Below are 24147 nucleotides of genomic sequence, written 5' to 3'. Positions count from 1 at the left end.
GCTCTGAGCTTAGTCCGGCTCCGCGATCACCCACACGATCGCGAGCCCGTCATGGCCTTTATTGCCCACCGTCTGGATGGCCGTGGCGGTGACGCGCGGGTCGGCGGCAACGCGCGCATAGAAACTGCGCAAGCCCTTCACATGCTTGTTCTCGCTCTGCGCGGCGAGGATTGCGCCTTCGCGCACCACATTGTCGACGATAATGAGCGCGCCCTTGCGTGCGAGCTTCACGGCCCAATCGAAATAGTCCGGCGTGCTCGGCTTGTCGGCGTCGATGAAAATGAGGTCGAAGGGGCCCACACCTTCGGAGTGGAGCGCAGCCAGCGTGTCGACCGCTGCGCCAACGCGCACCTCGATGCGGTCGGCAAGGCCGGCGCTCTCGAAGTTCTTGCGGGCCACCTCTGCATGGCCGGGATCGAGTTCGAGCGTGATGACACGTCCGCCGTCGGAGAGCCCCCGCGCCAGCCAGATCGTGCTGTAGCCGCCAAGCGTGCCGACCTCGAGAATGTTTCGGGCGCCGAGCGATGCGGCCAGCATCATCAGGAGTTTGCCTTGAAGAGGCGCCACCTGGATCGGCGGCAGGCCGGCGGCCTTACTTGCCGCAAGCGTCGCGTCGAGAGCGGGATCGTCATCCAGGAAGTTCTCGGCGATATAATCGTCTATCGCGATCCACTTCTCGTCTTGGGTCTTGTGCGGAGGTTTTTCACTCATAACAGCTTTCCCGGATTGAGAATGCCGTTCGGGTCGAAACTCTCCTTGATCTTGCGCATCAGCTCGACCGCCACCTCGCCTTTGGCGTGAGGCAGAAGATCGCGCTTCATGCGGCCGATGCCGTGCTCGGCGCTGATCGAGCCGTTGAGATCGAGCACGATCTCATGCACCGCCGTGTTCAGCGTCTCCCAGTTGGCGAGGAACACGTCCTTCTCCATGCCGATGGGCTGACTGACATTGTAGTGGATGTTGCCGTCGCCAAGATGACCGAAGGGTACGGGCCGCGCACCGGGGATCATCAGCTCCACGAGCTGGTTGGCGCGGATGATGAACTCCGGCACGCGCGCCACCGGCACCGACACGTCGTGCTTGATGCTGCCGCCTTCAGGCTTCTGCGCTTCGCTCATCAGCTCGCGCAAGCGCCACAAATCTTGCGCTTGCTTGATCGAGGTGGCAACGATGGCGTCGGCGATTTCGCCGCCTTCGATCGCTTCCTGGAGCAGCGTCTCCGCCAGCCGGTGCGGTTCTTCGCCCACGCGCGGGCTCGTCAAGTCGAACAGCAGGTACCAGGCGTGCGGGGCGGGAAAGGGCTCGCGTGTGTCGTTGCCGTGCTTCACGGCGAATTCGATGCCGATGCGCGGTAAAATTTCGAACGCCGTCAACATCGGCCCCGCGGCCTCATGCACCCGTGTGAAGAACTCCGGCGCGCGCGCCAGATCGTTCAAGCCCGCCATGCATGTCACCCGCTCCATGGGACGCGGGAACAGGCGCAGCACGGCCGCGGTGATGACCCCCAACGTGCCTTCCGAGCCGATGAACAGGTCTTTGAGGTCGTAGCCCGTGTTGTCCTTGCGCAGCGCTTTCAGCCCATGCCAGACGCGCCCGTCGGCCAGCACGACTTCGAGCCCGAGCGCGAGGTCGCGCGCATTGCCGTAGGCGAGCACGGCAAGCCCGCCTGCATTGGTGGCGAGCACGCCGCCGATCTGGCAGCTTCCCTCCGAGGCGAGGCTCAAGGGAAAGAGGCGGTGCGCGCTTTCGGCCACTTGCTGCGCGCTGGCGAGCGTCAGTCCGGCCTCCACTGTCATGGTGTTGGAAGCGAGGTCCACGTCGCGCACATGGCTGAGTCGTCCCAGAGAGAGGACGACTTGGCTGCCGCTCTCGTCGGGGATTTGCGCGCCGACGAGGCCCGTATTCCCGCCTTGTGGCACGATGCCGACCCGCGCCTCGTTGGCGCATTTGAGGATCGCGGCGACCTCGTCCGTCGAGCCGGGTCTGAGCACGAGCGCAGCCTTGCCGTGATAGCGGTCGCGCCATTCGGTCAGATAGGGCGTCATGTCGGCTTCGTCGCGTAAGGCATGCTCATCGCCGACGATACGCACCAGCCTCTCGATGGTGTCGGCGGTCGGCGGGCGGAGCTTTTCGGTCTCGCTCATGGGTGAGGGCTAGCGCGCCTTGGCCGCGCGCCGCAAGCGGTCGTTGATGGCCTCGCCCAACCCTTGGTCGGGAATAGGCGTGACGGCGATGCGCGAGGCGCCCGTTTCGTCGAGCGCCCGCAAGCCGGCGAAGAGATTTGTGGCGGCTTCCGTCAGATCGCCGGCAACGCTCAGGTTGATGGTCGTGAGCGCGCCTAGTGGCTCCTCCGTCCCGAAAGCCAGCAGCGCTTCGTCCGGCTCCACGTCCGTGGCGTCGAGCCGTAACGGCGTATTCGGCGCGTAGTGGCGTTCGAGCTGGCCCGGGGAAGCGATGGGCGCGTCCTCGTTCGCCAACGCAATTGAATGCCCGAGAACAGCCTCGATCTCTTGTCGGGGCACGGCGCCGAGCCGTAGGAGCACCGGCGTTTCGCCTGTGACGCGAACCACCGTCGACTCCAGGCCGCGCACACACGGCCCGCCGTCGAGGATCATCGCGGGTAGATCGCCGAGCTCCGCCACCACGTGAGTTGCGTCTGTCGGGCTGATGCGCCCGGACCGGTTGGCGGATGGCGCGGCGATGGGCAACTGCGTTTCCTTGAGAAGAGCTTGCGCAATCGCGTGGTTGGGCGCGCGTAGTGCAATCGTATCGAGGCCAGCCGTGACAAGATCGGCGATGCCGCTTGCCGGTTGCTTTGGCAAGACCAGCGACAGCGGGCCAGGCCAGAACGCCTTCGCCAGCTTCCGCGCCGTGTCGTCGAACGCCGCATAGGTCTCCGCCGCCCCGATATCGGGCACGTGCACGATGAGCGGGTTGAAACGCGGCCGATCCTTGGCCGCGAACACTTTCGTGACGGCGTGCGCGTCGCGCGCGTTGGCGCCGAGCCCATAAACGGTCTCGGTGGGAAAGGCCACGATCTCACCGCGGACGAGCGCCTGCGCGGCTTGGAAGATGGCCTCTTCGGTGGCGGCAAGAACGGGCATGGTCGGTCCCCATTTCGCGTGTTACCCAGGTCCGGTCAAGCTATGTCCGGTCAAGCTATGTCCGGGCGGGCTATCGCCTCGGGCCCAGTCGGGTATCGTGAAAACCGCATGACCACACTGCTTCTCACCCATCCTGCTTGTTTGGAGCACGATACGGGCTTCGGCCATCCCGAGCGCGCCGACCGCCTGCGTGCCATCGAGGGTGCGCTGGCCGGGAATGACTTCGCGGCCCTCAAGCGCGAGCGGGCTCCGCGCGCCGATCTCGCTGCCATCGAGCGCCTGCATCCCAAGGCCTATGTGGAGATGGTGCAGGCGGAGATCCCCAAGCAGCATCACAACTGGCTCGACCCGGACACCGTCGTGTCGCCGGGGAGCTGGGAGGCGGTCTTGCGCGCCACGGGCGCCGTGGTCCACGCCGTGGATCAAGTGGCCACCGGCGAGGTCGACAATGCGTTCTGCGCCATTCGTCCGCCGGGCCACCACGCCGAGCCCTCGAAGGCCATGGGCTTCTGTCTGTTCAACTCGGTGGCGGTAGGCGCGCTCCACGCGCGCGCCAAGCACGGCGCGAAGCGCATCGCGGTGATCGATTTCGACGTCCATCACGGCAACGGCACCCAAGCCGCCTTCTGGGAGGACAAGGATCTGTTCTACGGCTCCACCCACCAGATGCCGCTGTTTCCGGGTACCGGCGCCAAGGACGAGACGGGCGTCGGCAATATCTGCAACGCGCCGCTCTCGCCCGGCGACGGCAGCGAGGATTTCCGCGCCGCCTTCGAGGAGCGCATCCTGCCCGCGCTCGATAAATTTGCGCCGGACTTTCTCCTGGTCTCCGCCGGCTTCGATGCGCATTTGAAGGACCCGCTGGCCCAGATCAGACTGTTGGAGCCCGACTTCGCCTGGGTCACCGAGAAATTGGTGGAGGCGGCCGCGAAACACTCCAGCGGCAAGCTCGTTTCGACCCTCGAAGGCGGCTACGATCTGGAGGCGCTCGCCGATTCGAGCGCGGTCCATGTCAAGACCCTGATGGGCGCTTGAGGCGTCCAACCGAAAGAGCTAAGCCAGGCCATGGCCACTCCCACCGACACCGCCGACATCAAGACCATGAGCTTCGAAGCCGCGCTCAAGGAGCTCGAGACCATCGTCGATCGCCTGGAGAAGGGCGATGTGGAACTCGAAGCCTCGATTCTGATCTACGAGCGGGGCGAGGCCTTGCGCGCCCATTGCGACGGGCTGCTGCGCCAGGCGGAAGCGCGCGTGGAGAAGATCACCCTCAATCAGAACGGCGAGCCGACCGGCGCCGAGCCGCTCGACGTCGAGGACTAGCGGGTCCGGGGCCGACAAACGCCTTGGGCCGGGGCGGTCTCTCCGCTAAGGTCCAAGCCCTTGCCGCCCGGCCCTCCGAAGGCCACATAGCAGGGGCCAAACAAGGTATAACGTGCTGATCCTTTTGGGGCTTTTTCCCGAAATTTGCTGGGACAACATATGAGCGCCGAGACTGCCACGCCATTGCTGGACCGTATCCAGTCGCCCGAGGACCTGCGCGACCTTGCCGACGACCAGCTGAAGCAGCTCGCCGACGAGCTGCGGCGGGAGACGGTGAGCGCCGTGTCCGTCACCGGCGGCCATCTCGGCGCGGGGCTGGGCGTGGTCGAGCTCACCGTGGCGCTGCATCACGTCTTCGACACGCCCCGCGACAAGCTCATCTGGGACGTCGGCCATCAGGCCTATCCTCATAAGATCTTGACCGGGCGCCGCGACCGCATCCGTACGCTGCGCCAGCCGGGCGGACTGTCCGGCTTCTGCAAGCGCGCCGAGAGCGAATACGACACCTTCGGCGCCGGGCATTCGTCGACCTCGATCTCCGCGGGGCTGGGCATGGCAGTCGCCCGCGACCTCTCCGGCGGCTCGCACAATGTGATTGCCGTGATCGGCGACGGCGCCATGAGCGCCGGCATGGCCTATGAGGCCATGAACAATGCGGGCGCCATGGATTCGCGCCTGATCGTCGTCCTCAACGACAACGACATGTCGATCGCGCCGCCTGTCGGCGCCATGAGCGCGCATCTGGCGCGCCTCATCTCTGGCGGCACCTATCGCAGCTTTCGCCGCTGGATGAAGCAGGCGGCCCACAAGCTTCTGCCCAAGAGCTGGTTCCGCCGCGCCGCCCGCGCCGAGGAGTTCACGCGCGGTTTCTGGACCGGCGGTACGATGTTCGAGGAGCTTGGCTTCTACTATGTCGGCCCGATCGACGGGCACAATCTCGATCATTTGCTGCCCGTGCTGCGCAACGTGAAGAAGATGCAGAACGGGCCGATCCTGGTCCATGTGGTGACGCAGAAGGGAAAGGGCTACGGCCCGGCCGAGGAATCCGCCGACAAATATCACGGCGTCGGCCGCTTCAACGTGGTGACGGGCACGCAGGAGAAGGTGCCCGCCGGCGGCCCGCCGAGCTACACCAAGGTGTTTGCCAAGGCGCTGATCGCCGAAGCGCGCGCGGACGACAAGATCGTGGCCATCACCGCGGCCATGCCCTCCGGCACCGGCCTCGACAAATTCGCTGAAAGCCTGCCAGACCGTTGTTTCGACGTGGGCATCGCCGAGCAGCACGCCGTGACTTTTGCCGCGGGGCTCGCGGCGGAAGGCTATAAGCCTTTCGCGGCGATCTACTCGACCTTCCTCCAGCGCGCCTACGACCAGGTGGTGCACGACGTGGCGGTGCAGAAGCTCCCGGTGCGCTTCGCCATAGATCGCGCGGGGCTCGTCGGCGCCGACGGCCCGACCCATGCCGGCACGTTCGACACGGCCTTTCTCTCCTGCCTTCCCGGCATGATCGTCATGGCCGCCGCCGACTAGGCGGAACTGATGCACATGGTCGCCACCGCGGCCGCCATCGACGACCGGCCGTCGGCCTTTCGTTATCCGCGCGGTGAAGGCACGGGCGTGGCGCTGCCCGAGCGCGGCACGCCGCTCGAAATCGGCAAGGGCCGTATCGTGCGCGAAGGCTCCGCCGTGGCGCTGCTCTCCTTCGGGGCGCGGCTAACCGAGTGCTTGGGCGCGGCCGACGAGTTGGCGGGCTATGGGCTCCCGGCTACGGTGGCCGATGCGCGCTTCGCCAAGCCCCTCGACATGGATCTCATTCGCGATCTCGCCGAGAACCACGAAGTGCTGATCACCGTGGAGGAGGGGTCCATGGGCGGCTTCGGCACGCAAGTGCTGCATGCGCTTGCGGGCGAAGGCCTGCTCGACGGCGGCCTGAAGGTTCGCACCCTCGGCCTGCCCGACCGCTTCATCGAGCAGGGCAAACCGCAGGCGATGTACGCGGAAGCCGGCCTCGACGCGCAAGGCATCGTCAGCGCGGTGTTCGCCGCGCTTGGCAAGGACGCCAAACCGGGCGCCGCCCGCCTCGCTTAGTCCAGCTTGCAGTCCTTGGAGAATTCGGCGACCGCCGCGGTGCGACCGTCCTCGGAAAGATCGTTGCCGATCGCGCCGGTGGTCATCGACACTTGCCCTTTCTCGCTCAAGATCTTGAGAATGGGCTTCACCGCGATGTCGCCGGCTTCGAAATAGATGACGCCGGTTCCGTCTTCATGCGCCGACTCGCCCGCCACCGACGTGGATTGGCCGCCGGCGCTCAGCTGGATGGTGATGGCGTCGCCCGGCTCCCGTTGCGGAAAGTCCATATGGACCGAGAGCACGGCGATATTGACGCCGTTCAAGCAGGACAAGAGAAAAAGCGGCTTCTCTCGCTCATCGAGCGGTCCGTAGCGGAGCGTCACGAAGCTCCCGCTCGCCTTGGCCTGCCACAGATTGCTGCCTTGGGCATGCGCCCCGGACAACATGCCGGCGAGCAGAGCGCCGGCAAGAAGGACGGACAGCATTAAGCGCTTTGTCATGGGACGCTCGCGAGGGACTTCAAGGCGCTCTTGCTTAGTCTACCAGGCTGACCTTGGCAAACTTGGCAAGGGCGCCTGCGGGCAGCGCGATTAACCCTTCCCGCAAGGCCGAGCGAGACCAACTAGGGCGCCGTGGCGCTCAACCGTTGCTCGAGCGCGGCCGCCGCGAATTCCGGCATGAATCCGACAAAGTCCGGATCGAACTCGTGGTAGTTGCATGTGATTTCCTCGCCGCGGGCGATGTCGGCCAAGGCATAGCCCTTGTCGAAGATGCGAAAGTCAGTGTTCGGAGCGAGGCTATGGTTCATGTACTTGCCGTTGTCCACGTCGATCACCCGGCAGCCCGGCATTTCTAAATGGGGATAGCTATAGCGGGCGATGTAGCTCCGCACATGCGCAGGCAGAGACCCAAGCTCGATCTCGTTGACGAAGATGTCGAACTTCGGGTTGAGGCTCCAGATCAAGCTTCCACACGGCACGTATTCGTCAGAGAACACGCCGAGCCCTTCGATGGAACTCGGCGCCACATAGGTGCTGATAAGCAGCATTTCGCGCTCCTAGGATTGACGCGGTTGGTTGGGGAAGAGGGAGACAGGCGCTCCGAAGCGCCTGGGACAATCGCCAGGCTTCATCGGGCCCCGTCAGCGGCTTCTCTCGCAGTCAGAACGAGAGCCTGCTTGCGCCGTGGGCGTCGTGGTGCTTGCGCGCGTTGCAAAGCATCGATGCGCCGCTGAAGGTAAGGCGAGAAATGGCCGGCATAGCGCTTCCATAGAGCCGGATCGCGCCAGTCGTTGCCCGTCACCTTGCCCCGGCAGATGGCCGAGCCGCAGGCGCAATCGAACTCGTCGTAGGGTGAGCCGTCGCACATGGCGTAGTCGATGGTCACCTCCTCGCCGGGCAGGATGCGCCGCAAGGCGACGATGGTGATCTGGCCATCGAGCCCCGCGTTCGGCTCGCAAGCGTGATTGATGAAGTCCGGCGGCTCGTTCTCGCTCGTCGAGGCGAGGAACAGATCCTCCTCGATCTGCACGGTGTGATGCCTGATCGCCTCGGGCAGCGTATCGAGTGCGTCCGTGGCCACCACGCGGCCACTCCACACGCCGACAAGCTCACTCGGCTCGATCACGGACCGGGCGAAGACGGCATAGCCGCCGGCTACGTCGCGATTTCGGACTTCGCATTTCTCGGTAAGGTAAGCCGTCGACTCTGGGCTCACGAGACCTCCGCGAGGGCGCGCCGAGCGGGGCGCTTCGCAGTATGTGTATGATGCGGTGGCGGCCGCTCCCGGCCTCGACCGCGCGCGAGGACTCCCGACGCGAAGCGAAGCATATGAGAACCGAAATTGGCCAGCTACAAAAAAAGACGCATCGACCAAAGATTGGTGGAGGAGGGGCTCGCCCCCTCCCGCGCCCGCGCGGCGGACCTCGTGCGCCGGGGCTGCGTCACCGTGGCCGGCCTGCCCGCGTCGAAGCCGGGCGCCCTGGTGGCGGACGAAGCGCCGCTCGCGGTGTCGGCGGAGGAGAACGAGTACGTCTCCCGGGGTGGGCTAAAGCTCCAGGCGGCGCTCGAGGCGTTCGGGCTCTCGCCCGAGGGCCTGGTGGCGCTTGACGTGGGCGCCTCGACCGGCGGCTTTACCGAGGTCTTGCTCGCGGGTGGCGCGGCCAAGGTCTACGCCGTGGATGTGGGCCGCGAGCAGCTGCATGCGACCCTGCGGGCCGACCCACGGGTCGTGTCTTTGGAGGCGACCGATTCACGGCGCATCGACGAGACGCTGATCGCGGAACCCGTCGCGGCCATAGTCGCCGATGTGAGTTTCATCAGTTTGACGCAGGCGCTGCCCGCGGCCCTGAAACGCGCCGGCGAAAACGGTTGGCTGGTGGCGCTGATCAAGCCGCAATTCGAGGCCGGCCGCGAGGCGGTGGGCAAAGGCGGCATTGTGCGCGACGAGAAGGACCGGGAACGGGCGATTGCCCGGGTCCGCGGGTTTCTCGAGGCCGAGGGTTGGCGGATCCTCGGCGTGATCCAATCCCCCATCACCGGGGGCAGCGGCAATGTCGAGTTCCTCATCGGGGCGTGCCGTGGCCATTGAGGTCGAGATCGACCGGCTCGGCGCCCAAGGCGATGGGATCGCCGAGAGCGCTGACGGTCCGGTCTTTGTGCCCTTCGCGCTGCCGGGCGAACGGGTCCGCATCGAGTTGGACGCCGACGGCAAGCACGCGACGCTTCTGGAAGTGCTGGCGCAAAGCCCAGACCGGGTCGATCCGATCTGTCCCCATTTCGGCATTTGCGGCGGCTGCACGCTCCAGCATCTGGAGACGGACGCTTATCTCTCCTGGAAGCGCGAGCTCGTGGTGCAGGCTCTGAGGTCGCGCGGTCTCGAGGCGGAGGTTGAGCCGGTGCGCCCCGTGCCTCCGGGAAGCCGCCGGCGGGCCACCTTCGCACTCGGCCGCGAGGGGCAAAGCCTCGCGCTCGGCTATCGCCGCGCCCGCTCCCACGACCTCATCGACGTCGATGTTTGTCCCATCTTGTCCCCGGCAATCGTTTCGCGTCTCCCCAAGCTGAAAGCGGCCTTGGCCCCGTTTCTGGGCAACAGGCGCGAAGCCCGTGTCGGCGTCACCGAGACCAACACCGGTCTCGACATTGTCGTGCAGGGCGTTCGGCCCAAGGAGACCGCGCTTGCCAAGCTGGCGGCAGAGGCCGGGAAGCTCGGCGTCGCGCGGGTGACCGTTGGCGGCGACAGCGTCATGTTGGCCCCGCCCAGCGTGCGGTTCGGGCTCGCGCAGGTGAAGCCGCCCCCGGATGCGTTCCTGCAGGCCGTCCCACAAGCCGAAGCGGCCATGTCGGAGCTCGTGCTGGCGGGCGTCGGCAAGGCGAAGCGTGTCGCCGACCTGTTCTCCGGGCTCGGGACCTTCACCCTGCCGTTGGCCGAATCCTGCGCCGTTGACGCGTACGAGTCCGACGAGGCAGCGCTGGCGGCGCTCGCCGAAGCCGCCCGCCATACACCGAAGCTGAAGCCTGTCCGCACGATCGCGCGCGATCTGTTCCGTATGCCTCTTGGGCCACAGGAATTGAAACCGTACGACGCGGTGGTCTTCGATCCGCCGCGTGCAGGCGCTGCGGCGCAAGCCGAGCAGCTTGCGGCATCCAAGGTGAAGCGCCTGGTCGCCGTGTCCTGCAATCCGGGCACGCTCGCCCGCGATCTCCGTCTTTTGGTCGATGGCGGTTACCGCATCACCCGTGTCGTGCCGATCGACCAGTTCCTGTTCTCCGGTCATGTCGAGGCGGTCGCGCATCTAACGCGCTGAGTCTTGTCATGCCCGCGAAGGCGGGCATCCAGTAACCACCGACCATCGTGATCGCTGAAGGCACGGGTTACTAGATTGCCCGGTCGAGCCGGGCAATGACAGCGTCAGCCATTGAGCAATTTCTCGACGAAGGCCGGCACCACCTCCGTCGCCAGGCCGTAATGGGCCTCGGCAAACAGGCTCGCCCCTTCGGACGGGTCGAGATTGAGCTCGACCGTGTGCGCGCCCGCATTCTGCGCTTCCGCCACGAAGCCGGCCGCCGGATAGACCCTGCCGCTGGTGCCGACAGCCACGAACAGGTCGCAAGCGGAGAGTGCCTCACAGATCCGCTCCATCTCCCGCGGCATCTCGCCGAACCACACCACGTCGGGCCTGAGGAAACCTGCCTTGTGGCAGACCGGGCAGGCGGTGGTGAGCGAGAGGTCCTGATCCCAGGGCAGGCTCGTGCCGCAACGGGCACAGAGCGCGCGGGAGAGTTCTCCGTGCATGTGGATCAAGTGGGTGCAGCCGGCCGCCTCGTGCAGCCCGTCGATATTCTGCGTCACGGTCAGCACGTCGCCGGCGTAGTCCTGCTCGAGCCGCGCCAGAGCCGCATGCGCGGCGTTGGGCTTGGCGTCCTTCACCCCGCGGCGCCGCATATTGTAGAAGTCGTGGACCATGACCGGGTTGCGGGCGAAGCCTTCGGGCGTCGCGACCTCTTCCAGATCGTACTGCTCCCACAGCCCATCCGTGTCGCGAAAGGTGCTGAGACCGCTTTCGGCGGAGAGCCCCGCGCCGGTCAGGATGACGATGCGCTCGAAAGACATGGATCCGCGGCGTCAGCCCTGGCCGGTCTGGCCGCGGTGCCGCAGATAATGGTCGGCCAGCACGAGCGCCAGCATCGCCTCGCCGATCGGCACGGCGCGGATGCCGACGCACGGGTCGTGGCGCCCCTTGGTGGAGACCTCGGTGTCGGTGCCCGAAATGTCGATGGTCTTGCGCGTATTGAGGATCGAGGAAGTGGGCTTCACCGCGAAGCGCGCGACCACGGGCTGGCCTGAGGAGATGCCGCCGAGAATCCCGCCCGCATTGTTCGACAGGAACTCGGGCGTGCCGTTCGGGTGCATGCGCATCTCGTCGGCGTTCTCCTCGCCCGAGAAGGCCGCCGAGGCGAAGCCGGCACCGATCTCGACGCCCTTCACCGCGTTGATGCTCATCAGCCCTGAGCAAATGTCCTGGTCGAGCTTGGCGTAGATGGGCGCGCCGAGACCGACGGGCACGCCTTCGGCCACGACCTCGATTACGGCGCCTGCGGACGAGCCGTTCTTGCGGACCTCATCGAGAAACTCCGCCCAGACCTTCGCCGTCTTGGCGCTCGGGCAGAAGAAGGGGTTGTTGTCGATCTCGTCCCAATCCCAGTCGGCACGGTCGACCTGGTGGGGGCCGATCTGCACCAGCGCGCCGCGCACCCGCAAGCCCGGTACGACTTTCCGCGCCACTGCGCCGGCGGCAACCCGCACCGCGGTCTCGCGCGCGGAAGCGCGGCCGGACCCGCGCCAATCGCGCACGCCGTATTTCAGGAAATAGGTGTAGTCCGCGTGGCCGGGGCGGAACTTGTCCTTGATGTCCCCATAGTCCTTGGACCGCGCATCGACATTCTGGATCTGAAGGGCGATAGGCGTGCCGGTGGTGACCAGCTTGCCGCCTTCGGTCTCGAACACGCCGGAAAGGATATCGACCGTGTCCGGCTCTTTCCGCTGGGTGGTGTATTTCGACTGGCCGGGCCTGCGCTTGTCTAGATAGGCCTGGATCTCCGCTTCGGTGATGGGAATGCCCGGCGGGCAGCCGTCGATCACGCAGCCGATGGCCGGCCCGTGGCTCTCGCCCCAGGTGGTGATGCGAAACAGGTGACCGAAGCTGTTGTGCGACATGGCGTCTCTCTAGCCGCTTCTAGTTGAGGGCGAGTGAAGGGTCAAACGCTCGCATTTCGGCGGTTTTGCCGGTTGAGACCTTTCAGGGCGCCACCCGGGCCCAGAAATGAACCCATCCTGGCCGCTTCAGGCGCCAGTTTTCGTCTTATTTTTCCGTAGCTTGCGCTGCGCGCGGTTCTCGCGCGGACCGGCCGAGTCTTCGCCGGTCATTCACCCCAAAGAGTAACGAGTAAGGAGTAGCCGATGCGTGCTGCGCATGCGTTGTTCATGACGTTGACTGTTCTAATCCTGGCGAGCGCCGTGCCGCTCGCCCCCGCAAAAGCCTTCCCGTCGCCATTTGTGAAAAACGCTTCACCGGCGGCAGACAAGGGCGAGACCGCAAGATCCGCCAGAACGACAAGGACCACGGCCGGGCGCTACAGCGTCGGGGCTAAGCCGGCGCGCTGGTGCGGCTGGTGGATGCGTACCCAGCTCGGCGGGGGCCCCGAATACAATCTCGCGCGGAACTGGGCCAATCGCGGCCGTGCCCTGAACGTTCCGCGCGTCGGCGCCGTGGTCGTGTGGTCCCATCATGTGGGCATGATCACAGGCCGGACGGAAGATGGTCAGTGGATCGTGAAATCCGGCAATGACGACGGCCGCGTGCGCGAGCGCCCGCGCTCTGTCGCGGGCGCGGTCTTCCGCAAAGTCTAGATTGAGAAGGAAAGATGGGGCGCCGGTCTGGCCGGCGTCCCTTATTCCTTCACCACGGAGATGTCGGGGGCGTCCTCGTTCTTCATGCCGATCACGTGGTAGCCCGCATCGATATGCAGCACCTCGCCGGTGACGCCGTTGGACAGGTCGGAGAGAAGGTAGAGCCCGCCGCCGCCGACATCCTCGATGGTCACGGTGCGCCTTAAGGGCGAATTGTATTCGTTCCACTTCAGAATGTAGCGGAAGTCGGCGATGCCCGAGGCGGCGAGTGTCTTGATCGGCCCGGCGGAGATGGCGTTCACGCGGATATTGTTCTTGCCGAGATCGGCCGCGAGATAATGCACGCTCGCCTCAAGCGCCGCCTTGGCCACGCCCATCACGTTGTAATGGGGCATGACCTTCTCGGCGCCGTAATAGGTGAGCGTCAGTAGCGAGCCGCCATTGGGCATCAGCGCCTCGGCGCGCTTGGCCAGCGCCGTGAACGAGTAGCAGGAGATCAGCAGCGTCTTGGTGAAGTTGTCTTCCGTGGTGTCGACATAGCGGCCGTCGAGCTGGTCTTTGTCCGAAAAGGCGACGGCATGGACCAGAAAGTCGATGGTGCCCCATTCTTTTTTAAGCGCCTCGAAGACCGCATCGACGGAGGCGCCGTCGGTCACGTCGCAGGGCAGCACGAGCTTTGAACCGGCCTCGGCGGCAAGCGGCTCGACGCGCTTCTTGAGCGCTTCGCCCTGATAGGTCAGCGCCACCTCCGCGCCCTGCTGGGTCACGGCCTTGGTGATGCCCCAGGCGATGGAGCGGTTATTGGCGACGCCGAATATGACGCCGCGCTTGCCTGCCATGAGATTTCCGCCGTCCGCCATAAGCCCTCCTTCGCGCACGAATTCGGGGCTTTATACATGCCGGGCGAGCCGGGTCGGAAGGCTTTTCGGCCAAGTGACCTGCCCCAGACGTCGCAGCGGTGAACAAGCGCGATTCCGCCCCTGGCGGCGCATTCACGCGCCGGAGCAGAGATCGCCATCCCTCTTCACGGGAGGAATGGCGATCTAAGCGTCAGGCTCGCCGCGCCTTGGTCCATTTCTATTTGGACACCGGCGTGACTCCAGGTCTGTGCAAAATGAGACAATGCGACCGGCAAAAAAAATGGGCCGCTCAAAACGGCCAAGTTAGGGAGTTTGGAGGATACTTTACGCAGCGTCCCAGACACCCATAACCCGACGCGGCCGGGCTTTCAGGTCAATTGTATACACAGGGGGCAATGCGCGAACGGGAGCGAGGCTCCCACGGCAGGAACGGCTTTCGGCGAGAAAGCTGCCGGCCACCCTAGCTCTGTAGCCGCGGCACCGGAATGAGGCGGGACAACGTCAACTCGTCGCGCGGCTCGCGCGCCCGTGCCACGTCTGAGCGCAAGGGCGTGAAGCGCTGGCTTTGCTCTTGCGGCTTCCGGTCCTTTTCGCCGTCCGTGAGGGCGGCGAAAGCATTCTGGATATGAGACATCTTGGTTCCCCTTAACCTGCGATCGCCCAGCTTCCGTCTTCCTCACGGCAGGCGGCGCCTTCGATCTCTTTCTCTCGCTCGCCCCATGCCAGTGAATAGACGACGGTACGGCAGATGCGCCCCTGATCGTCCCGAAACACCGACACCGGCTTCACCCGGCCCGTAAGCTGGCTGATCGGCCGCCGCCACACGAGCGTCACTCCGTCGCCGAGCTCCGAAAGCGCCATTTGCAGCGCCTGGAGCGCGACCGTACGGTCCGAACGGTCGAGACTGGTTTTGAGTTCCGTCAGGCCTTGCGGCGCGGGGCTCGTAGCCACCGCCGCGACGTCATTTGCCCCAATTTCCTCGGCCTTGAGAGGAGAAAGGGCGGGCAGCAATACTGACAACACTAGAGCGCCCGCCCCAATGATAGGGGCGTTCCAATGGAACGTACGCATAACAGATCGTCCCCAACTCTGACGCGGCTACTGTAATCCCCCGCGCCCTCTATCAACGGGACCGATCCTGGCCTATCAGAGTGAGCAAATCGTAAATACCCGTGCCGGCCGGAGATTTTTTTCTCAAAACCCGAGGCGCGGATCAGCGATGGAGAAAATGACGGAAGCTCAGGATTTTACCGCCGCCGCCGATCCCTTTGCCTTGTTCCAGGCTTGGTTCGCCGAGGCCGAGAAAACCGAGCCGGCCGACCCGGACGCCATGGCGGTGGCGACGGTTGACGCCCATGGCTTGCCCAATGTGCGGATGATTCTCTTGAAGGGCGCCGACGAGCGGGGCTTCGTCTTCTATACGAACAGCGAGAGCGCCAAAGGGCAGGAACTCGGCGCCAACCCGAAGGCCGCGCTCTTGTTCTATTGGAAGAGCCTCGGCCGGCAGATCCGCGTGCGCGGCCCCATCGCGCCCGTGACGGACGCCGAGGCCGATGCCTATTTCGCCACGCGCCACCGGGAAAGCCGCATCGGCGCCTGGGCCTCGCAACAGTCGCGGCCGCTCGAGAGCCGCGCCGCGCTGGAAGAGGAGGTCTCCCGCTACACACAAAAGTTCGCCGATGCCGAGGTGTCCCGGCCGCCCCATTGGCATGGCTACCGCGTGCGCCCCGTGGAGATCGAGTTCTGGCAGAACGGGAAGTACCGGCTGCATGACCGGATCGTGTTTCGCCGTGCGGTTCCCGAAGGCCCTTGGATCAAGACACGACTCAATCCGTAGCCGCCGATGACCCTGATCTCATGACCCTGATCTCATGACCCTGATCCCATGGCCCTGATCCCATGACCTTGATCCCATGACCTTGATCCCGAATGAAGACCGCAAAACCTTGCTCCTGACCGGCGCCTCGCGCGGCATCGGCCATGCCACGGTCAAGCGCTTCTCCTCCGCCGGATGGCGGGTCATCTCCTGCTCGCGCCAGGCCTTCCCGGAGGATTGTCCCTGGGAGGCGGGTCCTGAGAACCACATCCAGGTCGATCTCGCCGATCCCGGCAGCACCGACCGCGCCATCGCCGAGATCAAGGACCGCCTCAAGGCCCAGGGCTCGAAGCTGAATGCGCTCGTCAATAACGCGGCCATCTCGCCAAAAGCGGAGGGCGGCAAACGGCTGTCGTCCCTCGACACCTCGCTCGACGATTGGCGGCACGTGTTCCAGGTCAACTTCTTTGCGCCCATCACGCTGGCGCGCGGCCTTCTCGATGAGCTCGCGGCGGCGTCCGGCGCTGTGGTGAATGTGAGCTCGATCGCCGGCGGACGCGTCCACCCCTTCGCCGGCCCGGCCTACGCCACCTCGAAAGCGGCGCTCGCGGCGCTGACCCGCGAGATGGCCGCCGACTTCGCCCCGCGCGGCGTCCGGGTCAACGCCATTTCCCCGGGGGAGATCGACACGGCGATCTTGTCGCCGGGGACCGAAGCCCTGATCGCCGGCATTCCCATGGGCAGGCTCGGGGAGCCGGAGGAGGTGGCGAAGGTGATCTATTTCCTCTGTACCGACCCGTCGAGCTATATCAACGGCGCGGAAATCCACATCAATGGCGGCCAGCATGTCTGATGCGGCCACCACAAACCTGCCACCGGGCCGGTTTAGCGGTAAACTAGAGGCAGGCGGCTTTTCAGCATGAAGGATTGGGCAAGGTGACGGCGCAGCATTCCTTGGATCGCTTTTCGACCGCGCGCTACGTAGTCAAGGACGCGTATGAGGCCAAATGGGCGCGCCGGATTGCGGTCTTTTTTCTTCAGCTCCTGATCTTGACGGTGATTCTCCACCGCTTCGCCGGGCTCGGCACGCCCGCGGCCATCAATCTCGTCGGTGTCTCGGTGGCCGGCATGGCGGTCGCGGTCATTATCGCCCTCATCTCACTCATTCGCATCTGGTTCGGCGGCCAGACCGGCGCGGCGAACGACTTCGCCGCGATTTCCGTCGGCCTCGTCGGGCTCGCGCTCCCGGTCTACTTTTTGTCGAAGGCCGTGCTGCTGCCGCCGCTCACCGACGTGCAGACCTCGCCCGGCGAACCGCTGCAGTTCACGGTGCTCGGCGAGCAGCGCCCCCGCGACGCCAATTCTTTGACGCCGCCGGACCCCGACAAGGCGGCGCTGCAGGCGAAAGCCTATCCGGATATCGGGCCGATGTTCCTCGAGCGCTCCGCGCCCTCCGTCTACGCCCTGGTCAACGAGGCGGTGGGCCGGCTTGGCTGGACCGTGGTGGTGAACGAGACACCGGGCGAAAGCGGCGTCGGCCGCATCGAGGCGACGGACAGCACCATGATCATGGGCTTCACCGACGACGTGGTGGTGCGCGTGAAGGGCAACGACGCCAACACCCTGGTCGACATCCGCTCGGCGTCGCGCTACGGCATGCACGATTTTGGCGCCAACGCCGAGCGCATCCGCGCCTTCTACGGCGAGGTCAACACGGCGCTGGAGAAGGGCGAGAAGACCGTGCTCGAGCAGGCGGCGCCCGAGGTCGAAGAAGAACCCGTCGCCGAGCCCGCGACAGAGGTCAAGAAGAAGGAGCGGCGCCGGAGCCGCGTACGTAGAAGCCGCTAAGCTTGTCGGTGGCGCCTTCCGCCGAGACCATGCCCCGCGCGTTCAGATGCTCCAAATGGGCGAGCACGGAGAGAGCCGCCGCCTCTTTCAGGTTGGCGTCGAGCGCGCCATAGAGCTTGGCCACGATGCGCGGAATAGTGCTCACGCCGTCGTCGATACAGGCGAGGATATTCTGCTCGCGCCATTTGCGGTGGGTGATGTAGGCGCGCACGACACGTTGCGGCGTTTCGATACGCCCGCCATGGCCCGGCAGGAAGACCTTGTCGTGACGCTGCATCAGCCGTTCGAGGGAGGCGATGAAGTCGCCCATGTCGCCTTCCGGCGGCGCGATCACCGTCGTGTTCCAGCCCATCACATGGTCGCCCGTGAACATCGTGCGCTTGCCGACGAGCGCGAAGCACAGATGGTCCGGCGCGTGCCCGGGCATATGAAGCACGTCGAGCGCGAAGCCGCGTGCCTTCACCGTGTCGCCGTCGCCGACGGGCAGGTCCGGCCTGAAAGCCTTGTCGACAAAAGTGTCGCCGAGGCCCGGCGCGCCGGCGCCGCGCGCCGTACCGGTCGGCCCGAAAGCCACGATGTCGCCGCCCAGTCGCCTCTGTAAGGGAAGCGCCCCGTCGCAATGATCGCGGTGGCTATGGGTGATGAGGATATGGCTGATGCGTTCGCCCCGCGTGGCGGCCGCAATTGCCGCGAGGTGGTCCGCGTCGGCCGGACCCGGATCGATCACCGCGATCTCACCGGAGCCGACGAGATAGGTGTTGGTGCCGAGAAAGGTGTAGGGGCCCGGATTGTTGGCAACGATGCGCCGCACGCCGGGCGCGACCTCTTCCGCCACGCCGTAATCGACGTCAACGCTACGATTGAAGGCAAGCTCCGCCGACATGGTGTTTGGACGCTTTTTTGGTCTTCTCGAGAACCCGCGCGGCATACTAGCGGAGCGGTCGCCGGGAAACAGGGCTGCCGCCCCGGCAGCGTTAAATTTCCCATGGCTTTTTGCGCAAAATATGACTGTTTTCCGGCGCCTCGCGGCCTATTTGCCTCGCGATATATTGGCGGGAAAACCAACAGCCAGCGAACACACAAGAAGTGGTCGGAGTGGCAGGATTTGAACCTGCGACCCCCTCGTCCCGAACGAGGTGCGCTACCAAGCTGCGCTACACTCCGCCTGGCTGAAGAGGGACGTATATAGACGGAGAGGCCACGCCCCGCAACACGGCCGAACAGGGGAGGTGAGGGTGCCCGACCCCGCGCCATTAAAGCGCATTGTGAAGCCGTGCGCGGCCTCGTATCCCAAAGCCAATCCGCTAGGCATCGTCGATTCTCGCCGAAAACGGGGCAGCCGCCGCCGCAAGACCTGCGCGTGGGGGCTCCGCCCATGCCTGGTTCGAGAGAGGCTTTCGCCAGAGGTGGGGAGGCATCGTTGAGGTCCAGGCGCCCCCGCAGCAGCCCGACCTTCGCCGAGCTCTACACGCCGAAGCTCGTCACGGTTTTTCGCGAAGGCTACAGCTTCAAGGATTTCCGGGCCGATGCGGTCGCCGGGCTCACCGTCGCCATCGTCGCGCTGCCGCTGTCCATGGCCATTGCCATCGCCTCGGGCGTCGGCCCGGAGCGGGGGATCTTCACCGCGATCGTCGGCGGCTTCCTGGTGTCCGCGCTGGGTGGCAGCCGCTTTCAGATCGGCGGCCCGGCCGGCGCCTTCATCGTCCTCATTGCGGCGATTGTCGAACGGCACGGCTATGACGGGCTGGTGCTGGCGACGCTGGTGGCGGGATTGATTCTGATCGCGGCCGGGTTCCTGCGGCTCGGCACCTATATCAAGTACATTCCGTTTCCCGTCACCGTCGGCTTTACGGCGGGCATCGCCGTCATCATCTTCGCAAGTCAGCTGAAAGAGCTGTTAGGGCTCGATCTGGGAAGCGAGCCCGCCGCCTTCGTACCCAAGCTGGGAGCGCTGTGGGGCGCGCGCGCCACGATCAACCTACAAGCCATCGCCGTTGGCGCTTTGGCGCTTGCCGTCATCTTGGGCTTGCGCAAATGGCGCCCCACCTGGCCCGGTTTCTTGATCGCGGTCGTTGCCGCTGCGCTGCTAGCCTGGGGACTCGATCTCGAGGTGGCCACCATTGCCTCGCGCTTTGGCGACTTACCGCGCAACCTTCCCGAGCCGTCATTGCCGCCATTCAGCCTGGCCAAGCTTCAAGCCGTGCTGCCCGACGCGCTGACCATCGCGCTGCTCGGCGCCATCGAGTCGCTGCTGTCGGCGGTTGTGGCCGACGGCATGTCCGGCCGCCGGCACCGCTCCAATTGCGAGCTGGTCGCGCAAGGCGTCGCCAATGTCGGCTCCACAATGTTCGGCGGCATTCCGGTGACCGGCGCCATCGCCCGCACCGCCACCAATGTCAGGGCGGGCGCCAAGGGGCCGGTATCGGGCATGCTCCACGCCGGCTATCTTCTTCTGTTCATGCTGGTGGCCGCACCGCTGGCGGGCTACATCCCGCTCGCGGCCCTTGGCGCCGTGCTCGCCATCGTCGCCTGGAACATGGCGGAGCGCGAGGACTTCGTCGTTCTTCTCGGCGCTTCCGCCGGCGACCGGCTAGTTTTGCTCACCACCTTTCTGCTCACGATCTTCGTGGATCTCGCCACCGGCATTGCCGTTGGCGTCGTTCTCGGCGCATTCGTGTTCCTGCACCGCATGGCGGAGAGCGTCGAGGTGGCGGGAGAGACGCAGTTGATCGCCGAGGACCGGGCCGACGATTACGCCGGCCGCACCTCGTATGATCCCGCCACGTCGGCGGACCGCGACATCGTGGTCTACCGGATCAGCGGGGCTTTTTTCTTCGGTGCGGTGTCGACCGTGAGCGGCGTGCTCGAACGGATCGGCGAGATGCCGCGCGTTTTGGTGCTCGACTTCTCCGAGGTGCCGATCGTCGACTCCACGGCGGCGAAGGCGCTTCAGCGCTTCGCCGAGAAGCTCACCAAGTCGGGGTCAAGGGTGTTCCTCGCCGGCGCCTCGCCCGGAGTGCGCCGTGTCCTGATTCAGGCGGGGTTGGCCAAGCCCTTGGTGCGCTACGCCAAGTCGGCCGAGCAGGCCGTATCGCTCGGCAAACCCAAGATCGGCCCGGAGACAGGGGCCTAGCATGACGTTGCCCAGGTGCGTCGATCCTGGTAGGAGAGCAGCCGCCTGCCATATGTTGCGTATCGCGGGCGGATCCTCTCGAAACAGAGCGCATTGGGGCGTAGCCAAGCGGTAAGGCATCGGGTTTTGATCCCGTGATCCCAGGTTCGAATCCTGGCGCCCCAGCCAGTCTAAGTCGTTGATATAGCATGGAAAACAGCGTTTCACGGAACCTCCCTTTTTCGGGCGGTTTCCGGCGCATTTGCCCGCCCTTACCGGGCCAGTCTAGCGGCAGAGACGTCTTTGCGCGGAACGAGGGCCGCTGCCGACGCGGAAGTCTCTCGGGGGGCATTTGGGGGTCAACATTTTCGCACGAGTGCATCAGAAAGCATCGCGCAACAACTTCGCAAAACTCGCCCTATTGCCGCTGAAACCCGAGGACCTTGCGCTGTTCGACCCAGTCGGTGGGGAGTTTGAGGGCCAGTCGCATCAGCCGCTTTGCGCTGAGTTCACGCGGGTGTTTGCCATTGATGATGGCCGTGACGATATCAGGCGCTAGCGACGGAAGCCGCAGCAGGCGTGACAGGTAACCGATGGTCAGCCGCTCCTGACTGGCTATTGCTGGCACGGGCAGCTCGGGGTCCTGCATCAATCGCTCTTGGAAGTCATGCGCCCGCGCAACGATCCGCAGCAGGCCGGGATCAGCGATCGTGCGATCCTCGGCATTGTGCACGACTAGCTTCATCTCGCGCCCGACGCGCCGGAGCCGCGCCTTGACCTTGAGTTTCAAAATGTAGCCAGTGCCCGCGAGAGCCGGCGCAGGCGGCTCTATCGACTGTGCCTGGAGCAGGTCGCGAAGCCGTTGCCGACAGACTCGGATCTCGACGTGCTCCGCTCTGATGTCGACCCGGTTGACGAGCGCCATGAGGATGGATCGGACCGCGTCTGGGGCAAGCGTCGGGAGTTCCTCTGAGATCTGACGTCCGCGCGCGATCAGTCTCTTCTGCTGAACTCCATTCTGCTCAGCATCGCTGATAGCACTCAGCACGGCCCCTTCATCGCCGAGGAAGTCGCGGAGTCTGTCGATGACCAGAGTCTCTAGGTTGCCGGCAGGAATCCGCCGCCCCTGTGAATGGTCCTTAGCAGCACCCGTAATCAGTGACTTCGAGACGTAGTACCGGTAGCGCGTGCCCTTCTTCACGGCGTGCGTGGGCGTCAATCGTTCGCCGCTGTCGTCGAAGGTCAACCCGGCCAAGAGGCTGGGATACTTTGCATCTGCGCCTGTGGTGCGGTCGATCCGGTTCTCGGCGAGGACAGCCTGGACCTTGTCCCAAAGGGCCTGGTCCACGATGGCCTTATGCTCTCCGGGATAGGCGTCGCCTTTGTGCGTGATTTCGCCGCGATAGATGCGGTTCTGGAGCATGAGATAGAGGGCGCCGCGAGAGAGCTTGTGACCGCCATAGACAGTCCCGTCGGCGAAGGTGCGGCGTTTGCTGCGAATCCCCGCAGTATCGAGCTTTGCCTGGAGAGCACGCACCGATCGGAGTTCAGCGTAGCGCCTATAGATATCGAGGACGGTCTGTGCCTCTTCCTTGTTGATGACGAGCTTCCGGTCCCGGACATCGTAGCCAAGCGGTGGCAGGCCACCCATCCACATGCCCTTCTTCTTGGAGGCGGCGATCTTGTCGCGGATCCGTTCGCCGGCCACCTCCCGCTCAAACTGCGCAAAGGAGAGAAGGACGTTGAGGGTCAGCCGCCCCATGCTCGTGGTGGTGTTGAACTGCTGCGTGATAGAGACGAACGAGACGCCGCGCGCTTCGAAGACCTCCACGATTTTGGCGAAGTCGAACAGCGAGCGCGTCAAACGGTCGATCTTGTAGACGACCACCGCGTCCACCTTGGCGTCCGCAATATCGCTGAGAAGCCGTTGCAGGGCAGGGCGCTCCAGGGTTCCTCCCGAGAAGCCGCCGTCGTCATACAAGGTCGGCAAGACCGACCACCCTTCGTGCTTCTGGGAGAGAATGAAGGCAGCGCAGGCTTCACGCTGCGCATCGAGCGAATTAAATGCCTGCTCCAGACCCTCGTCCGAGGACTTACGGGTATAGATGGCGCAACGCAGCCGTCTCGAGGGGCGAAGCGTCGGTTCTTGCGACTTAGGCATTGCCGGTTTCTTTCTCAGAGCTTGCACTGGCTCGCACGAGACCGAAGAAGCGGGGCCCCGACCAATGGGCTCCCGTGATCTTCTTGGCGACTTTCGTGAGGGATGAGTAACTCGTCCCGGCATACTCGAAGCCGTCCTCCGTCACCGTGACAGTATGCGTGCCGCCATGCCATTCCCGCACGAGCCGCGCGCCCGGCTTCAAAGCGAGGCCGGGATCTGGAGCCACTCTTCCTGTGGTTCGGAACATCTTTGCTAGCGTCTTGAGCTTACGGCGGGTCGTCTTGCCGAGGCCGCCATGCTGAAGCTCCTGACGCCGATAGGCGATCCCGCGGATCAAAAGTTCGCGGCTGACCCTTGGGGGCTGGCAGCGGTAGAGTCGCCTCCATTCGCCACGAAGCTCGTCGAGACTGGCGCCAGCCAGGTCTCCTTCGGGGCCGTGCAGAAATCGCCTCGGCGCCGACTTGGGCTCGCTGTCGTGATCTTCCGCGACAGAGCAGTTGAGAGGGCTCATCGTTGACCTCCTTTGGGCCCGAGCTTGGGTTCTTGCACCGTTACAAGCCCGGAACCGAGGCCGGGCATCAGGGCGTGCTCAGAGGTCAGTCTGTCCGTCCGCCTCCACCACACATGCTTCGTGTGCACCAGAAGTCCAGAGGAAAAGACGCTCGGAATTGTTCGGTCTGGCTTAGTAGCAGAATGTCCGCAATCGGCCGGAAAGCGGACCTCCCGTGTTCATTCGAAGACGTGCGCTCATGACCCTAAACGGACTCAACCACGATTACGCTTTCTAGACGAACTGGGACCGAAAGCGACGCGGTCACAAGGCAGGCATTCTTGCCCTTCTCAAGCATCCTTTTTGCGCGCTCAGGATCTCCGCCGTTGGGAAGTGTGAGCCGCAGCTTGAGAACAATTTCTGTGAAGCGGGTGGTGCCTTCCACGCGGTCGACCGTCCCGCTGCCCGACAAATCGAGCGATGCGTAGTCGAATTTGGAAGCCCGCGCGACCGCCCGGAATGTGAACAAGAAGCACGTTACCACGGCGGCAAGGAGGAGCTGTTCAGGGCTCCATGCATCGCCAGGGCCGTCAAACTCCTTTGGCGGCGCCGAACGTAACGGGGGAAGTCCTGCGGCCGATAGCGTTGGATAACCTGTTGGACCACCGGAAAGGCTGACTTCGTACAGATGTGGCAATGGCTTCATCTCGTGACCGTGTTCCTCATATTGCGTGAGCCCACTGAGAACGATGGACATGCCGCCAGAATTCAGCCTCACTCGATACCGACTTCGGCGACGGCTTACCTCTGGACCGTCATCGAATCGCTAAGAGAGAAAAATTTCTATTAGTGGAGAGAGTTGTGTTGGATCGGATGTCTTAGAGATTGGAGCCTGCAAATCCAGCGGACTCGATCCTCTTGAGCTCCTTGGCGCTGGTAAGCCCAGTGAGGTCCG

The 24147-nt window shown here is 64.8% G+C and carries 24 protein-coding genes, 2 tRNA genes and 1 pseudogene; 11 read left to right on the top strand and 16 right to left on the bottom strand.

The window, feature by feature from the left end; genetic code table 11:
* Positions 1-9 precede the first annotated feature (9 nt).
* The 3 genes from ACSLE4_RS07550 to ACSLE4_RS07540 are packed head-to-tail and all read right to left on the bottom strand — an operon-like array spanning position 10 to position 3104.
* Entirely contained in the window at positions 10-711 is a 702-nt protein-coding gene (locus tag ACSLE4_RS07550; RefSeq protein WP_435903861.1) for an O-methyltransferase, read from the bottom strand.
* Positions 708-2144 (bottom strand): FAD-binding oxidoreductase, encoded by a 1437-nt coding sequence (locus tag ACSLE4_RS07545; protein ID WP_435903860.1) that lies wholly within the window; start codon positions 2142-2144, stop codon positions 708-710. Before ACSLE4_RS07545 ends, ACSLE4_RS07550 begins: the two co-directional genes overlap by 4 nt.
* A gap of 9 nt (positions 2145-2153) precedes the next feature.
* Positions 2154-3104, bottom strand: coding sequence for an L-threonylcarbamoyladenylate synthase (locus ACSLE4_RS07540; protein WP_435903859.1), 951 nt, complete (start codon positions 3102-3104; stop codon positions 2154-2156).
* Between the two features lie 108 nt (positions 3105-3212).
* On the opposite strand from ACSLE4_RS07540, the gene ACSLE4_RS07535 reads away from it, so the two are divergent.
* The 3 genes and pseudogenes from ACSLE4_RS07535 to dxs all read left to right on the top strand — a co-directional run bounded on the left by ACSLE4_RS07535 (position 3213) and on the right by dxs (position 6515).
* On the top strand, positions 3213-4139 hold the full coding sequence (locus tag ACSLE4_RS07535; protein ID WP_435903858.1) for a histone deacetylase family protein: 927 nt from the start codon (positions 3213-3215) through the stop codon (positions 4137-4139).
* Between the two features lie 30 nt (positions 4140-4169).
* Positions 4170-4427: an exodeoxyribonuclease VII small subunit gene (locus ACSLE4_RS07530; RefSeq protein WP_435903857.1), complete on the top strand. Its 258-nt coding sequence runs from the start codon at positions 4170-4172 to the stop codon at positions 4425-4427.
* A 159-nt stretch (positions 4428-4586) separates the two neighbouring features.
* A pseudogene (gene dxs, locus ACSLE4_RS07525) lies at positions 4587-6515 on the top strand (1-deoxy-D-xylulose-5-phosphate synthase).
* Here the strand turns inward: dxs and ACSLE4_RS07520 are convergent.
* From ACSLE4_RS07520 to ACSLE4_RS07510, 3 genes are all read right to left on the bottom strand, one after another.
* Positions 6512-6997 carry a hypothetical protein gene (locus tag ACSLE4_RS07520; protein ID WP_435903856.1) on the bottom strand — a complete coding sequence of 162 codons (486 nt, stop codon included), beginning with the start codon at positions 6995-6997 and terminating at the stop codon, positions 6512-6514. The pseudogene dxs and the gene ACSLE4_RS07520 sit on opposite strands and share 4 nt — an antisense overlap.
* A gap of 122 nt (positions 6998-7119) precedes the next feature.
* Positions 7120-7545 (bottom strand): SET domain-containing protein, encoded by a 426-nt coding sequence (locus tag ACSLE4_RS07515; protein ID WP_435903855.1) that lies wholly within the window; start codon positions 7543-7545, stop codon positions 7120-7122.
* 80 nt (positions 7546-7625) lie between these two features.
* Positions 7626-8213, bottom strand: a complete 588-nt coding sequence (locus ACSLE4_RS07510; RefSeq protein WP_435903854.1) for an SET domain-containing protein — start codon at positions 8211-8213, stop codon at positions 7626-7628.
* A gap of 126 nt (positions 8214-8339) precedes the next feature.
* Here ACSLE4_RS07510 and ACSLE4_RS07505 point away from each other — a divergent pair, with 126 nt between their 5' ends.
* Together ACSLE4_RS07505 and ACSLE4_RS07500 are read left to right on the top strand one after the other, a co-directional pair.
* The gene (locus ACSLE4_RS07505) at positions 8340-9086 is read left to right on the top strand and encodes a TlyA family RNA methyltransferase (protein WP_435903853.1); all 747 of its coding nucleotides are present in this window, start codon (positions 8340-8342) and stop codon (positions 9084-9086) included.
* The gene (locus ACSLE4_RS07500) at positions 9049-10302 is read left to right on the top strand and encodes a class I SAM-dependent RNA methyltransferase (protein WP_435903852.1); all 1254 of its coding nucleotides are present in this window, start codon (positions 9049-9051) and stop codon (positions 10300-10302) included. The genes ACSLE4_RS07505 and ACSLE4_RS07500 overlap by 38 nt, the downstream gene beginning before the upstream one ends.
* 104 nt (positions 10303-10406) lie before the next feature.
* Here the strand turns inward: ACSLE4_RS07500 and ACSLE4_RS07495 are convergent, their stop codons facing one another.
* Together ACSLE4_RS07495 and aroC are read right to left on the bottom strand one after the other, a co-directional pair.
* Positions 10407-11108, bottom strand: a complete 702-nt coding sequence (locus ACSLE4_RS07495) for an NAD-dependent deacylase (RefSeq protein ID WP_435903851.1) — start codon at positions 11106-11108, stop codon at positions 10407-10409.
* 12 nt (positions 11109-11120) lie between these two features.
* Complete coding sequence (gene aroC / locus ACSLE4_RS07490) at positions 11121-12212, bottom strand: chorismate synthase (RefSeq protein WP_435903850.1); 1092 nt, start codon at positions 12210-12212, stop codon at positions 11121-11123.
* Positions 12213-12455: 243 nt separating this feature from the next.
* Here aroC and ACSLE4_RS07485 point away from each other — a divergent pair, with 243 nt between their 5' ends.
* Positions 12456-12905: a hypothetical protein gene (locus tag ACSLE4_RS07485; RefSeq protein WP_435903849.1), complete on the top strand. Its 450-nt coding sequence runs from the start codon at positions 12456-12458 to the stop codon at positions 12903-12905.
* 41 nt (positions 12906-12946) lie between these two features.
* Here ACSLE4_RS07485 and fabI read toward each other — a convergent pair whose 3' ends face one another.
* The 3 genes from fabI to ACSLE4_RS07470 form a co-directional block, all read right to left on the bottom strand.
* Positions 12947-13765 carry an enoyl-ACP reductase FabI gene (gene fabI, locus ACSLE4_RS07480; protein ID WP_435903848.1) on the bottom strand — a complete coding sequence of 273 codons (819 nt, stop codon included), beginning with the start codon at positions 13763-13765 and terminating at the stop codon, positions 12947-12949.
* Between the two features lie 460 nt (positions 13766-14225).
* On the bottom strand, positions 14226-14399 hold the full coding sequence (locus tag ACSLE4_RS07475; protein WP_435903847.1) for a hypothetical protein: 174 nt from the start codon (positions 14397-14399) through the stop codon (positions 14226-14228).
* A gap of 11 nt (positions 14400-14410) precedes the next feature.
* Positions 14411-14788, bottom strand: coding sequence for an RT0821/Lpp0805 family surface protein (locus ACSLE4_RS07470; RefSeq protein WP_435903846.1), 378 nt, complete (start codon positions 14786-14788; stop codon positions 14411-14413).
* A 196-nt stretch (positions 14789-14984) separates the two neighbouring features.
* Here ACSLE4_RS07470 and pdxH point away from each other — a divergent pair, with 196 nt between their 5' ends.
* The 3 genes from pdxH to ACSLE4_RS07455 all read left to right on the top strand — a co-directional run bounded on the left by pdxH (position 14985) and on the right by ACSLE4_RS07455 (position 17429).
* Positions 14985-15602: a pyridoxamine 5'-phosphate oxidase gene (gene pdxH / locus ACSLE4_RS07465; RefSeq protein ID WP_435903845.1), complete on the top strand. Its 618-nt coding sequence runs from the start codon at positions 14985-14987 to the stop codon at positions 15600-15602.
* Positions 15603-15678: 76 nt separating this feature from the next.
* A complete protein-coding gene (locus tag ACSLE4_RS07460; RefSeq protein ID WP_435903844.1) occupies positions 15679-16434 on the top strand; it encodes an SDR family NAD(P)-dependent oxidoreductase in 756 nt (251 codons plus the stop codon).
* 83 nt (positions 16435-16517) lie between these two features.
* Complete coding sequence (locus ACSLE4_RS07455) at positions 16518-17429, top strand: DUF1499 domain-containing protein (RefSeq protein ID WP_435903843.1); 912 nt, start codon at positions 16518-16520, stop codon at positions 17427-17429.
* Here the strand turns inward: ACSLE4_RS07455 and ACSLE4_RS07450 are convergent.
* Positions 17383-18312: an MBL fold metallo-hydrolase gene (locus tag ACSLE4_RS07450; protein WP_435903842.1), complete on the bottom strand. Its 930-nt coding sequence runs from the start codon at positions 18310-18312 to the stop codon at positions 17383-17385. The two genes, ACSLE4_RS07455 and ACSLE4_RS07450, sit on opposite strands and share 47 nt — an antisense overlap.
* A 204-nt stretch (positions 18313-18516) precedes the next feature.
* Positions 18517-18593, bottom strand: a tRNA-Pro gene (locus tag ACSLE4_RS07445).
* A gap of 211 nt (positions 18594-18804) precedes the next feature.
* Here ACSLE4_RS07445 and ACSLE4_RS07440 point away from each other — a divergent pair.
* Positions 18805-20562, top strand: coding sequence for a SulP family inorganic anion transporter (locus ACSLE4_RS07440; protein WP_435903841.1), 1758 nt, complete (start codon positions 18805-18807; stop codon positions 20560-20562).
* Between the two features lie 94 nt (positions 20563-20656).
* A tRNA-Gln gene (locus ACSLE4_RS07435) sits at positions 20657-20730 on the top strand.
* A 229-nt stretch (positions 20731-20959) separates the two neighbouring features.
* On the opposite strand, the gene ACSLE4_RS07430 is transcribed toward ACSLE4_RS07435, so the two are convergent.
* From ACSLE4_RS07430 to ACSLE4_RS07420, 3 genes are all read right to left on the bottom strand, one after another.
* Positions 20960-22702, bottom strand: a complete 1743-nt coding sequence (locus ACSLE4_RS07430; RefSeq protein WP_435903840.1) for a recombinase family protein — start codon at positions 22700-22702, stop codon at positions 20960-20962.
* Positions 22695-23213 (bottom strand): DUF2924 domain-containing protein, encoded by a 519-nt coding sequence (locus ACSLE4_RS07425; protein WP_435903839.1) that lies wholly within the window; start codon positions 23211-23213, stop codon positions 22695-22697. Before ACSLE4_RS07425 ends, ACSLE4_RS07430 begins: the two co-directional genes overlap by 8 nt.
* Positions 23214-23457: 244 nt before the next feature.
* Entirely contained in the window at positions 23458-23949 is a 492-nt protein-coding gene (locus ACSLE4_RS07420) for an OsmC family protein (RefSeq protein WP_435903838.1), read from the bottom strand.
* Between the last annotated feature and the right edge of the window lie 198 nt (positions 23950-24147).

This window comes from Methyloceanibacter sp. (assembly GCF_051306395.1).
Classification (GTDB): domain Bacteria; phylum Pseudomonadota; class Alphaproteobacteria; order Rhizobiales; family Methyloligellaceae; genus Methyloceanibacter.
The sequence above is the reverse complement of the archived record's forward strand: the minus strand, read 5'-3'. Positions and strand labels throughout refer to the sequence as shown.

What these genes read in the sequence shown, in the direction of transcription:
- ACSLE4_RS07450 (WP_435903842.1), bottom strand. Translation starts at nt 18,312, where the DNA reads ATGTCGGCGGAGCTTGCCTTCAATCGTAGCGTTGACGTCGATTACGGC.
- fabI (WP_435903848.1), bottom strand. Translation starts at nt 13,765, where the DNA reads ATGGCGGACGGCGGAAATCTCATGGCAGGCAAGCGCGGCGTCATATTC.
- ACSLE4_RS07545 (WP_435903860.1), bottom strand. Translation starts at nt 2,144, where the DNA reads ATGAGCGAGACCGAAAAGCTCCGCCCGCCGACCGCCGACACCATCGAG.
- ACSLE4_RS07440 (WP_435903841.1), top strand. Translation starts at nt 18,805, where the DNA reads ATGCCTGGTTCGAGAGAGGCTTTCGCCAGAGGTGGGGAGGCATCGTTG.
- ACSLE4_RS07420 (WP_435903838.1), bottom strand. Translation starts at nt 23,949, where the DNA reads ATGTCCATCGTTCTCAGTGGGCTCACGCAATATGAGGAACACGGTCAC.
- aroC (WP_435903850.1), bottom strand. Translation starts at nt 12,212, where the DNA reads ATGTCGCACAACAGCTTCGGTCACCTGTTTCGCATCACCACCTGGGGC.
- ACSLE4_RS07530 (WP_435903857.1), top strand. Translation starts at nt 4,170, where the DNA reads ATGGCCACTCCCACCGACACCGCCGACATCAAGACCATGAGCTTCGAA.
- ACSLE4_RS07485 (WP_435903849.1), top strand. Translation starts at nt 12,456, where the DNA reads ATGCGTGCTGCGCATGCGTTGTTCATGACGTTGACTGTTCTAATCCTG.
- ACSLE4_RS07550 (WP_435903861.1), bottom strand. Translation starts at nt 711, where the DNA reads ATGAGTGAAAAACCTCCGCACAAGACCCAAGACGAGAAGTGGATCGCG.
- ACSLE4_RS07520 (WP_435903856.1), bottom strand. Translation starts at nt 6,997, where the DNA reads ATGACAAAGCGCTTAATGCTGTCCGTCCTTCTTGCCGGCGCTCTGCTC.
- ACSLE4_RS07515 (WP_435903855.1), bottom strand. Translation starts at nt 7,545, where the DNA reads ATGCTGCTTATCAGCACCTATGTGGCGCCGAGTTCCATCGAAGGGCTC.
- ACSLE4_RS07430 (WP_435903840.1), bottom strand. Translation starts at nt 22,702, where the DNA reads ATGCCTAAGTCGCAAGAACCGACGCTTCGCCCCTCGAGACGGCTGCGT.
- ACSLE4_RS07425 (WP_435903839.1), bottom strand. Translation starts at nt 23,213, where the DNA reads ATGAGCCCTCTCAACTGCTCTGTCGCGGAAGATCACGACAGCGAGCCC.
- ACSLE4_RS07540 (WP_435903859.1), bottom strand. Translation starts at nt 3,104, where the DNA reads ATGCCCGTTCTTGCCGCCACCGAAGAGGCCATCTTCCAAGCCGCGCAG.
- ACSLE4_RS07495 (WP_435903851.1), bottom strand. Translation starts at nt 11,108, where the DNA reads ATGTCTTTCGAGCGCATCGTCATCCTGACCGGCGCGGGGCTCTCCGCC.
- ACSLE4_RS07500 (WP_435903852.1), top strand. Translation starts at nt 9,049, where the DNA reads ATGTCGAGTTCCTCATCGGGGCGTGCCGTGGCCATTGAGGTCGAGATC.
- pdxH (WP_435903845.1), top strand. Translation starts at nt 14,985, where the DNA reads ATGGAGAAAATGACGGAAGCTCAGGATTTTACCGCCGCCGCCGATCCC.
- ACSLE4_RS07535 (WP_435903858.1), top strand. Translation starts at nt 3,213, where the DNA reads ATGACCACACTGCTTCTCACCCATCCTGCTTGTTTGGAGCACGATACG.
- ACSLE4_RS07460 (WP_435903844.1), top strand. Translation starts at nt 15,679, where the DNA reads ATGACCTTGATCCCGAATGAAGACCGCAAAACCTTGCTCCTGACCGGC.
- ACSLE4_RS07475 (WP_435903847.1), bottom strand. Translation starts at nt 14,399, where the DNA reads ATGTCTCATATCCAGAATGCTTTCGCCGCCCTCACGGACGGCGAAAAG.